Genomic DNA, 9,818 nt, shown 5'->3' on the forward strand with positions numbered 1-9,818 from the left:
CGGGCATCTGCGCCGCCGGCGGCGCCCCGGCTCCGTCCTGGTCCGTTCCGGGCGGCCTGGCGCGGGCGGCAGGATCGCTGATCGAAGTTCTGTGGACCCGGGGCGGGCGGGCCGGGGAACCACCGATGACCAGGTTCCTCGCCGAGCAGCTCTCCACCGCCCACTGGTTCGACCAGCGTGAAACCCGCCGGCTCCTGGACTGGGCACCGGCAGTATCCATTGACGAGGGCCTGGCGAGGCTGGCCGGACACTACCGCGCCCGGTAGCCGGCTGCTTTATCCGGCCTCCCGCGAGCGTTCCCTTACCAGCGGCCGTTCCGCGGCCGGGGCTGGCAGGCTGGGCAGGTGTAGGACGAGCGGTTCATGAACTGCTCGCGCTTCATGCGGCTGGACACGCCTGCTGCGGCGCAGCGCTTACATTCCAGGCCTTCGCGGCCGTAGGCGTTGAGGGACCGGTCGAAGTACCCTGAGGCGCCGTTGACATTCACGTAGAGGGAGTCAAAGCTGGTCCCGCCGGCGGCCAGGGCGTCCAGCATGACCTCCCGGGCTTCCGCGATGACGCGTTCCGCCTCGGCACGCCGGAGCGTGTCCGTGGGCCTGGCGTAGTGCAGCCGGGCGCGCCAGAGGGCTTCATCGGCATAGATGTTTCCGATGCCGGACACCAGGCCCTGGTCCAGCAGTGCCCGCTTCAGCCCGGTTTTGCGTTTCCGGAGACGCCGGTAGAAAAGGTCGAACGAGAAGGCCGGGTCCAGGGGATCCCGTGCGATGTGCGCCGCCTCTCCGGCGATCAGCGGAAGGGGCGATTCACCGAGACCGCCGGGGCCGCCGTCGTCTGTTGGAACCAGGTCCGTGACAAACAGGCCCCCGAAAATCCGCTGGTCCACGAACCGCAGCTGGTCGGGCATGCCGCTGCGCGGGCTGAGCCGGAAGCGGACTTTGAGGTGCTTTTCGTCTGGCACGTCCCTGCCCTGCATCAGGAGCTGGCCGCTCATGCCCAGGTGTGCCATGAGCGCCACCTGCGGGACGCCGGCAATCTCCCGGGTTTCCGCCGGCGCGCCGGCGCCGGTGTCCAGAAGCGGCATCCAGAGGAACTTGCCCCGCCGCACAACGTCCCTGACGGTGGCGCCCTGCAGGTTCCCGATAAAGTCCTCGGTGCCCAGCGCGTGCCGGCGGATCGAGCGTGGATCAACCACCTCCACGGCATCGATGGTCCGTCCCCTGACCCAGCTCACCAGTCCGCGCCGGACCACCTCGACTTCGGGAAGTTCGGGCACGGCTACGTTGCGGGGACGGAACCGGCGGACGCGGCTGCCCCCGGAGGGTTGCCGGCTCCGGAAAGTACCCGCCAGGCGTCAGCAGCAGCTTCCTGCTCCGCTTCCTTCTTGGAGTGGCCGGAGCCCTTCCCGTAGGCGGTGCCGCCGACGTGCAGGACTGCTGTGAAGGTCCGCGCATGATCCGGCCCGGCACCATCCACGGCGTAGTGGATGGTACCCAGCTGGCGGCTGGCGGCCAGTTCCTGGATGCTGGTCTTCCAGTCCGTCCCGGCGCCCAGGGCTGCTGCGTCCTTGAGCAGCGGGCCGATCAGGCGCATCACCAGCTGGCGGGCTGTCTCGATGTCGTTGGAGACGTAGGTGGCGCCGATCAGGGCCTCCATGGTGTCTGCCAGGATTGACGCCTTGTTCTTGCCCTGGGTGAGCTTTTCGCCCTGCCCAAGGTAGATGTACTCCCCGATGCCCAGGCTGCGGCCGATGCCGGCCAGCGCGCGGGTGCTGACGACGGCGGAACGCCGTTTCGCCAGGTCGCCTTCGGGAAGGTCCGGGTTGTCCCGGTACAGGGCGTCCGTGACGGAGAATCCCAGAATGGAGTCGCCCAGGAATTCCAGGCGCTCGTTGGTGGGAATGCCGCCGTTTTCGTAGGCGTAGGAACGGTGGGTGAGCGCAAGACGAAGCGTCCCGGCGTCAATAGAGACACCGAGACGCTTCAGAAGCTCTTCAGTTGAAGACATCATGTCAGCCTGAGTGGCCGATTAGACGTCTGCGACCTTGCGTCCCTTGTACTCAAGGAACAGCGCAGTGCCGGCCGAGTCGGTGACGACCTTTGCCTGGTGCGGCAGGCTGTAGGTGACCTGGCCGTTCTCGACGGTCTTCACCAGGTGGGGGGCGGTCGCCTTCCACTGGGAGCGGCGGGCGCGGGTATTCGAGCGAGACATTTTCCGCTTGGGAACAGCCACGGCTAACTCATTTCTCTCTAGACAAACACGTACACATCAATTTTGCCGGTCAGGCTTAGCCATATCAGCTAGGGCAGCCCAGCGAGGATCCAGGACCTCGTGGTGGTGCCCCGGCTCGTCTTCCAGGCGAACTCCACATTCGGAGCAAAGGCCCTGGCAGTCTTCCCGGCACACCGGCTGGAACGGCAGCGCGGTCACTACTGCGTCCCGCAACACCGGTTCAAGATCGATTACATCGTGCTCGACTCGACGTTGCTCTTCATTATCTTCTTCGTCCGAAAGCTCCACGCCCTCATAGAAGAAAAGTTCCTGCACATTGACCTCAAGGTCATACGCAAGGGGATCCAGGCATCGGCCGCACTCACCTGTTACTTCGGTGAGCACGGTACCTGATACCAGAATTCCTTCGTGTACGGCCTCAAGCCTCAGGTCCAGCTCGACATCCGAGCCTTCCTGAACGCCAATGAGCGCCACACCAAGGTCACCTGGTGCGGGTACATGTTCCGTCAGTGTCCGCATGCTTCCCGGGCTGCGCCCGAGGTCCTTGACATCGAACGCCAAGGGCGAACCAGCATCTCTTTTAATGAGAACTCCTGTTGAACATATGACCGACGTACCATCTTAGCCTGAAGAGCCACGGGGACTCAAACCGGCCGGCGCACAGTGCCGAAGTACCGGACAAGCCTACCCTTTCGGGTGCTGGTTGTGCGGAGGCTCGCCCGGGACCATCCGCCGCTGCACCGACCGGGGCACGTAGTCGGCCACGTTGCCGCCAAGGCCTGCCACCTCCTTGATGAGGGTGGAGGACAAGTGGAGATAGTGCGCCTCAGCCGGCAGGAAGACTGTTTCCACGCCGCTGAGCTGCCGGTTCATAGTGGCCATGGGCAGTTCGTAGTCAAAGTCCGACGACGACCTCAGCCCTTTGACGATTGCTGAGACGCCCCGCTGCCGGCAATACTCTGCCAACAGCCCTTCCCCTACGGGTTCCACCACGATGCCCTTGAGCGAGGCGAGGGTTTCCCGCGCCATCTCCAGGCGCTCGGTCAGGGTGAACCTGTAGTTCTTGGCCTGGTTGGTGGATACGGCCACGATGACTTCATCGAAGAGCCCGGCCGCCCGTGCAATAACCTCGAGATGGCCGTTGTGGATGGGGTCGAAGGATCCGGGGCAGACAGCGCGTCTCATGCTCCGAACCTACCCCATGGGAAGGCCGGGATACCATGACTGGATGCATGCACCACGGGAAGTTTCCGCGCCCACGGCTCCCGCTCCCTGGCAGCGCACAGCCCTCGGAGCAAACCTCCTCTCCCCCGGCGGAGGGCTGGGCGTCACCATCTTCGAGGAGATGACCACCCTGGCTGTCCAGACAGGCGCCATCAACCTCGGCCAGGGATTTCCGGACGAGGACGGACCACTGGAAATCCGGGAAGCCGCCCGGGCCGCCATCGCAGCAGGAGCGAACCAGTATGCGCCGGGCAAAGGCATCCCGGAACTGCGGGAGGCTGTGGCGGCACACCAGCAACGTTTCTATGGCCTTTCGCCCGACCCCGCCTCCGAGGTAGTCGTCACCACGGGCGCCACCGAGGCCATCGCCGCCTCGCTCCTGGCGTTTGCCGGGCCCGGCGACGAGGTGCTGACGCTGGAGCCCTTCTACGATTCCTACGGCGCGGCGATCGGCCTGTCCGGCGCAACCCACGTGACCGCCCCGCTGCTGGCCCCGGACTTTATGCCGGACATGGCAGCGCTCGAAGCCGCGTTCAGCCCCCGGACAAAGATTGTCCTCCTGAACAACCCCCACAACCCGACCGGCGCTGTCTTCCCGCGGGAGGTCCTGCAGCGGATCGTCGACCTGGCACGCACCCACAACAGCGTGATCGTCACGGATGAGGTTTATGAACACCTCACGTTCGGCGTCAGCCACGTGCCGGTGGCATCCCTGCCCGGAGCCGCGGACCGCACCATCACCATTTCCTCAGCGGGCAAGACCTTCTCCCTGACGGGGTGGAAGATCGGCTGGCTCACGGGCCCGGAGGACCTGGTGGCCGCCGTGCGGACCGTCAAGCAGTTCCTCACGTACAGTTCGGGCACCCCCTTCCAGTCGGCCATCGCCCTGGGGCTGGGCCTGCCGGACTCCTTCTACGAGGGCATCGCGGCATCGCTGCAGAAGAAGCGGGACATCCTGAGCGAGGGGCTCCGCGCCGCAGGGTTCGACGTCTTTTCCCCGCAGGGCACGTACTTCGTCAATGTTGACACTGCTCCCCTGGGCATCACCGACTCTGTGGACCTGGCCCGGAGGCTTCCGGCGCTGGTGGGAGTCGCTGCGATCCCCGTCCCCGTGTTCTGCCACGAGGAGGGTGCGCAGCGGACCCGAAGCCTGCTCCGGTTCGCCTTCTGCAAGAAGGACGGCGTCCTGCACGAGGCCGCCGGGCGCCTGGCTTCCCTCAGCGGCAGGCTCTGATGTCCGCCAGGCGTGAAACCCGGGCGCGGTTCCTGCGGACCACCGGGCAGCACGCGTCCATTGAACCGGATGCCTTCACCGAAGGCAGCTACGTCCTGAGCATCGGCGGGGCGGAACAGTCCCACGTCAACCTTGTCCGGCCGGAGGAGATCTTCTACGAGTACCTCCGCCGGATCGGCCACCTGGTGGACCTTGCAGCACCTGCCAGGGAGCCTGTCCGCGCGCTGCACCTGGGGGCCGGGGCACTGACCCTGGCGCGGTACATCCAGGCAACCCGGCCGGGATCGGAGCAGTATGCCGTGGAGCTGGAGCGCGAGCTGCTTGACTTCGTCCTGCGCCAGCTCCCCCTGCCCGAGGGCACAGACCTCCACACTGTCACGGGCGATGCCCGGGAATCACTGGCCCGGCTGGACCCGGAACTCCGGTTCGACGTCGTCATCCTGGACATCTTCTCCGGGCCGGAGGCCCCGGCGCACCTGGCATGCAGCGCGTTCTACCGGGAAACAAGGGATCGGCTCAGCCCCGGCGGCGTGCTGATCGTCAATGTGGGTGACGAACCGGGGCTCACACTGGTCCGGAGCCAGGTGGCGGCCATGCGGGAGGCCATGGCGGATGTGGCTGCCTTCGCAGAAGCGGGCATGTTCGAGGGCCGCCACCCCGGAAACGTGATCCTTGCGGGCACGCAGACCCCGTGGCCCCGGGACTGGACCACCGAACTGACCGCCCTGGGGCCGCACCCGGCGAAAGTCCTGGCCGGACTGGATCTGGACCCCTTTGCGGGCTGACCGCTGGGCAGGGCGGGCGCCGGCCCGGCTAGCGTTCTGCCTGATCCGCCGCTTCCGGAACGTCGCCCTTGTCAATGGCGTCAGGCACGTTGGGCTCCGCGTACCAAAGCCTGGTTTCGCCGTATTTCTTCTCCGCGAACCGGGCCAGGGCGCCAGGCCACTGCGGCTCCGGGGAACGGGATGACCGCTCCACCACCACCACGGCGATAGTCGACAGGTGCGGTGCGAGCTTCTGGAGCGCGGCATTCAACGCCACCTCCTCAAGCGGGTACGGCGGGTCCATGAAGACAAGGTCCCATTCAGCGGTCTCCGGGGCACGGTCCAGGAAGGGTTCGACCTTCGAGCGGTGCACGGTGACGGCCTTGCGCCCCAGCACGCCGTTGACGAGGTCGGCGTTGCGCTGGCACACAGCGCTTGCCTTCCCGTCCGACTCCACCAGGTCGACTGTCTGCGCTCCCCTGCTGCCGCTCTCAACCCCCAGGGAACCGGAACCGGCATAAAGGTCCAGGACCCGTGCACCGGCAATGACGTTGAAGGCATCAAGCCGGGAGAAAAGCGCCTCCTTGACCCGGTCCGTGGTGGGCCTGGTCAGGGAACCGGGAACGGCTGTGAGGGGGGAGCCGCCGGCGGCCCCCGCAATGATCCGGCTCACTGGGCACTCCTGTCTGCGAAGCCAGGCAATCCGGCGCGCACCATGCTATCCGCGTTCAAGGAACGCCTCCTTTTCCGGATTGAGGTACTTCTCTATCGCTTCGGCAAGCTCGGGACGGTCCGCCAGGGCGGGGTCCCCGCCCACGATCTGCTGTGCATCTTCCCGTGCCCGGGCAATAACATCCCCGTGTTCCAGGACCCGCAGCAGCTTCAGGGTGGAGCGTCCGCCTGACTGCGAGGCCCCAAGGATGTCGCCCTCGCGGCGCATCTTGAGGTCCTCCTCGGACAGCGCAAACCCGTCGGTGGTCGCGGCCACTGCCTCCAGCCTGCGCCGGCTGGGGTGGCCCGGCTCAAGTGACGTTACCAGCAGGCAGGTCCCCGGGAGCCCGCCCCGGCCCACCCGGCCGCGGAGCTGATGCAGCTGGGAGATCCCGAACCTGTCGGCATCAAGGATGACCATCAGGGTTGCATTGTGGACGTCCACGCCCACCTCGATCACGGTGGTGGACACCAGCAGCTTGATGCGGTTCGCCGCAAAATCGTCCATCACCCCGAACTTCAGGTCAGGCTCCTGCCGGCCATGGAGGGGTGCCAGCGGCACCCCGGACAAGGACGGCTCCTCCAACAGATGCTCGACGACGGCGGTCACCGAGGCGAGCTCCCGCCCGCCGTCGCCTTCCGTGTCCGCCGCCGGTGGCGCCGCTTCACCGGGACTGAAATCGCCGTCGTCGTCCGTTCCGATTCTGGGGCAGACGACGTACACTTGGTGGCCCGCGTCAATCTCCTCCCGCGCCCTTGCCCAGATACGGCCTGCCCATGCCGGGTTCTCGGCGAGCCCCACCAGGTGCGTGGAAATGGGGGCCCTGCCGGCCGGCAGTTCGTTCAGGACGGACGTTTCGAGGTCGCCAAAAACGGTCATGGCGACCGTCCGCGGGATAGGCGTGGCAGTCATGACGAGCAGGTGCGGGGGCTTCCTGGCCTTGGCCCGGAGCGCGTCACGCTGCTCCACGCCGAACCGGTGCTGCTCATCCACCACGATCAGGCCGAGGTCGTAGAAGGAAACATTGCCGCTGAGCAGGGCATGGGTACCGATGACGATCCCCGCGGTTCCGGATGCGGCATCGAGCATGGCCTGGCGGCGTGCCGCCGTGGGCATGGATCCGGTGAGCAGCGAGACCTGGACGGAGGCGCCGTCCGTTCCGCCCAGCAGGCCGTCGCTGGACAGGGGTCCCAGCGTGCGGCGGATCGAATCGAAATGCTGCGCGGCGAGGACTTCCGTGGGTGCCAGCAGGGCCGCTTGGCCCCCGGCATCCACCACCTGCAGCATGGCCCTGAGCGCCACTACTGTCTTGCCGGAGCCCACTTCGCCCTGCAGGAGCCGGTTCATGGGGGTGTCCCGGGCCAGCTCTCCCCCAAGGGTCTCCCCGACGGCGGCCTGCCCGGCAGTGAGGGTGAAGGGAAGATCGGCGTCGAAGCGGGCCAGGAGACCGTCCGGGACGGGCCTGCGGGCCGTGGCTTCCTCCGCGGCAAGCTGGGCGCGGCGGCGGGCCAGCGCGGACTGCAGCACCAGCGCCTCCTGGTAGCGGAAACGGCGGCGGGCCTGCTGCCAGTCACCGGCTGACTCCGGCTCGTGGATCAGCCGGTAGGCCGAGGCAATGGGGATGAATTTCTCCCGTGCCGCGATGTCGGCAGGGATGGGGTCGGGCAGGGTGTCGAGGTCCGCGGTTTCGAGCAGCGTGGAGACGGCCTTCTGGATTTTCCAGCTGGGCAGCTTGGACGTGGCCGGGTACACGGGGATGGGCATGGCGGCCATCTTTTCCGGATCGCGGCCGTTGTCACTGAACATGTCCTCGTCCAGGAGCTGGTAGTCCGGGTTGGTGAGGCCTAGGGATCCCTTGAAGCTGGTGACCTTGCCGGAAAAGAGGGCCAGCCGGCCCTGGAGCAGCTCCGCCTGGGCCTTGTAACCGTTGAAGAAGCTGATTTTGAGGGTCCCTGGCGCTTTGCCACGGTACTCCGTGCCACCTACCAGCCGAAGTCCCTGTTTTCCGTCGTCGTCAGAAACCACGACGTCGGTGATGGTGCCGCGCCGCGCCTGCATGCGGCGGGTGCTGCTGGACAGGACCCGCGCGATCAGGGTGACTTCCTCGTCCCGCGGGATCTCGCTGATGGGGGTCAGCTCCCCCCGGTTCATGTAGCGGCGCGGGTAATAGTTCAGCAGCCCCTCCACCGTGGTGATGCCCAGGTGCTTTTCAATGACTGCGGCGGAACGCTTTCCAAGCCGGCGTTCCAGCGCCAGGTCCAGTTCAGCGCTCATGCCCGCTGGAGTTCACTGCATCCGCTGCCGGATCGCGCGGCAGGGCAAGTTCGCTGATGCTGATGTTGGCGGGCTCACCGAGGGACCGGATGATCTCGACGGCGGGCTCCCCTTCGGGCACGTGGACGTGGACGCGCCACCGGTAGTTGCCCTCGGAATCGGGCCCGCTGCCCACCTGGCTCATGATGACCGATTCGCCGATCTCGTCCAGCCGCTGCCGGAGGGTGGCTGCGTTGAGCGGGGAAAGGCTGATGGTGCACATGACTTCCACGCCGTCGTCGTCCGGCATGGCGGTGTGGATGTGCGGATCCGACACGTCGTAGCCGTGCAGTCCGTCGAGGAGCTCGCTTTGGAGCTCCTCGCCCAGGATCGCCGAGCGCAGGCAATCGAGGATCAGCAGCATTCCCACCCCGCCGGCGTCCACCACGTGCGCGGAGGTCAGGGCGGCCAGTTGGTCCTCGGTGTGGATCACGGCTGCGAGGGCAGCTTCGACGGCGGCGTCCAGGGCGAGGCCCAGGGCGTGGTTGCTGTCGTCACCGTTTTGCCCTGCATCCACGGCCGCGGCAGCCCGGGCTGCCGCTTCCATGACGGAGAGCATGGTGCCGGGAACGGGGTCGCTCAAGGCTGACCAGGCGCGGATCTGGGCGCGGTTAAGCGCTGCTGCGAGGAGGGTGGATGTGAGGCGGGTGTGTCCCGCGAGCGGCTCAGCGGCGGCAGTCAGGAACACCGAGAGAAGCGTTCCCGAGTTTCCCCGTGCTTCCTCCATTGCGGCCTGGCCGGCGGTGGCCAGGACGGCGCCCACGTCCACCTGCGCGGGCTGGTCCCCGCCGGCGGACACAGCCCGGGCGGCCGCCCGCACGGTGACGTAGAGGTTTGTCCCGGTGTCGCCATCGGCCACAGGGAAAATATTAATGGCATTCAGGCGGTCGCTGTGGTTGCCAAGTGCCGTCTCAGCCTTGCCCAACCACCTCTTCATCGCTTGCGCGTTGGCGGCAACCTTAGTGTGCAAAGTGATCCCATCCCCCGGTGTCCGCGGACCGGCCCGCTATCGTGACGACCGGGCGCTCGTTGATTCCCAGTGCTTGTATTGAGCCTATCGCAGTGAATCCGGCGGGCAGCAGGGTGCCGGAGGGGAATGTGGCCAGCAGCCCGTGGTCTTCCCCGCCGCCGAGCACCCAGTCCCCGGCATCAGCGTGCAGGTGTTCCGCTGCGGGGCGCAGGACGTCCTTGAGCCGCTCCAGCGCACCCGGATGGAGGTCGACGGCGACACCGCTGGCTGCCGCCAGCCGCAGGCCGTCCCGCAGCATGCCGTCCGAGATGTCCAGCATCGCTGTTGCGCCGGCAGCCCTCGCGGCGGGTCCCGCGGCCAGTGGTGGCCGCG

General features: G+C 67.0%; 10 protein-coding genes and 2 pseudogenes. 3 read left to right on the plus strand and 9 right to left on the minus strand.

The features are described from left to right. A pseudogene (locus tag ACKAE7_RS19670) lies at positions 1–266 on the plus strand (NAD(P)-dependent oxidoreductase); the annotation flags it as partial. 35 nt (positions 267–301) lie between these two features. On the opposite strand, the gene mutM reads toward ACKAE7_RS19670, so the two are convergent. The 5 genes from mutM to coaD all read right to left on the minus strand — a co-directional run bounded on the left by mutM (position 302) and on the right by coaD (position 3,414). Next, on the minus strand, positions 302–1,273 hold the full coding sequence (gene mutM / locus ACKAE7_RS19675) for a bifunctional DNA-formamidopyrimidine glycosylase/DNA-(apurinic or apyrimidinic site) lyase (protein WP_408980078.1): 972 nt from the start codon (positions 1,271–1,273) through the stop codon (positions 302–304). 2 nt (positions 1,274–1,275) lie between these two features. Continuing rightward, on the minus strand, positions 1,276–2,004 hold the full coding sequence (gene rnc, locus ACKAE7_RS19680; protein ID WP_188809032.1) for a ribonuclease III: 729 nt from the start codon (positions 2,002–2,004) through the stop codon (positions 1,276–1,278). A gap of 21 nt (positions 2,005–2,025) precedes the next feature. Continuing rightward, positions 2,026–2,229, minus strand: coding sequence for a 50S ribosomal protein L32 (rpmF, locus tag ACKAE7_RS19685; protein ID WP_009356569.1), 204 nt, complete (start codon positions 2,227–2,229; stop codon positions 2,026–2,028). Positions 2,230–2,265: 36 nt separating this feature from the next. Beyond that, a complete protein-coding gene (locus ACKAE7_RS19690) occupies positions 2,266–2,790 on the minus strand; it encodes a DUF177 domain-containing protein (RefSeq protein WP_188728016.1) in 525 nt (174 codons plus the stop codon). Between the two features lie 123 nt (positions 2,791–2,913). Beyond that, entirely contained in the window at positions 2,914–3,414 is a 501-nt protein-coding gene (gene coaD / locus ACKAE7_RS19695; protein ID WP_188808581.1) for a pantetheine-phosphate adenylyltransferase, read from the minus strand. A gap of 43 nt (positions 3,415–3,457) precedes the next feature. Between coaD and ACKAE7_RS19700 the strand changes: the two genes are divergently transcribed. Both ACKAE7_RS19700 and ACKAE7_RS19705 read left to right on the plus strand, forming a co-directional pair. Further along, entirely contained in the window at positions 3,458–4,687 is a 1,230-nt protein-coding gene (locus ACKAE7_RS19700; protein ID WP_408980079.1) for an aminotransferase class I/II-fold pyridoxal phosphate-dependent enzyme, read from the plus strand. Next, complete coding sequence (locus ACKAE7_RS19705) at positions 4,687–5,472, plus strand: spermidine synthase (RefSeq protein WP_408980080.1); 786 nt, start codon at positions 4,687–4,689, stop codon at positions 5,470–5,472. Before ACKAE7_RS19700 ends, ACKAE7_RS19705 begins: the two co-directional genes overlap by 1 nt. A gap of 28 nt (positions 5,473–5,500) precedes the next feature. Here the strand turns inward: ACKAE7_RS19705 and rsmD are convergent, their stop codons facing one another. From rsmD to ACKAE7_RS19725, 4 genes and pseudogenes are all read right to left on the minus strand, one after another. Further along, the gene (gene rsmD / locus ACKAE7_RS19710) at positions 5,501–6,124 is read right to left on the minus strand and encodes a 16S rRNA (guanine(966)-N(2))-methyltransferase RsmD (RefSeq protein WP_408980081.1); all 624 of its coding nucleotides are present in this window, start codon (positions 6,122–6,124) and stop codon (positions 5,501–5,503) included. Positions 6,125–6,169: 45 nt separating this feature from the next. Beyond that, on the minus strand, positions 6,170–8,437 hold the full coding sequence (locus ACKAE7_RS19715) for an ATP-dependent DNA helicase RecG (RefSeq protein WP_408980082.1): 2,268 nt from the start codon (positions 8,435–8,437) through the stop codon (positions 6,170–6,172). Further along, entirely contained in the window at positions 8,427–9,413 is a 987-nt protein-coding gene (locus ACKAE7_RS19720) for a DAK2 domain-containing protein (protein ID WP_104184836.1), read from the minus strand. Before ACKAE7_RS19720 ends, ACKAE7_RS19715 begins: the two co-directional genes overlap by 11 nt. A gap of 22 nt (positions 9,414–9,435) precedes the next feature. Beyond that, positions 9,436–9,818: pseudogene (locus ACKAE7_RS19725) on the minus strand (thiamine-phosphate kinase); the annotation flags it as partial.

It is taken from the genome of Pseudarthrobacter sp. NKDBFgelt, assembly GCF_046097905.1.
GTDB classification, from domain to species: domain Bacteria; phylum Actinomycetota; class Actinomycetes; order Actinomycetales; family Micrococcaceae; genus Arthrobacter; species Arthrobacter polychromogenes.

What these genes read in the sequence shown, in the direction of transcription:
- ACKAE7_RS19705 (WP_408980080.1), top strand. Translation starts at nt 4,687, where the DNA reads ATGTCCGCCAGGCGTGAAACCCGGGCGCGGTTCCTGCGGACCACCGGG.
- ACKAE7_RS19700 (WP_408980079.1), top strand. Translation starts at nt 3,458, where the DNA reads ATGCATGCACCACGGGAAGTTTCCGCGCCCACGGCTCCCGCTCCCTGG.
- ACKAE7_RS19715 (WP_408980082.1), bottom strand. Translation starts at nt 8,437, where the DNA reads ATGAGCGCTGAACTGGACCTGGCGCTGGAACGCCGGCTTGGAAAGCGT.
- coaD (WP_188808581.1), bottom strand. Translation starts at nt 3,414, where the DNA reads ATGAGACGCGCTGTCTGCCCCGGATCCTTCGACCCCATCCACAACGGC.
- rnc (WP_188809032.1), bottom strand. Translation starts at nt 2,004, where the DNA reads ATGTCTTCAACTGAAGAGCTTCTGAAGCGTCTCGGTGTCTCTATTGAC.
- ACKAE7_RS19720 (WP_104184836.1), bottom strand. Translation starts at nt 9,413, where the DNA reads ATGAAGAGGTGGTTGGGCAAGGCTGAGACGGCACTTGGCAACCACAGC.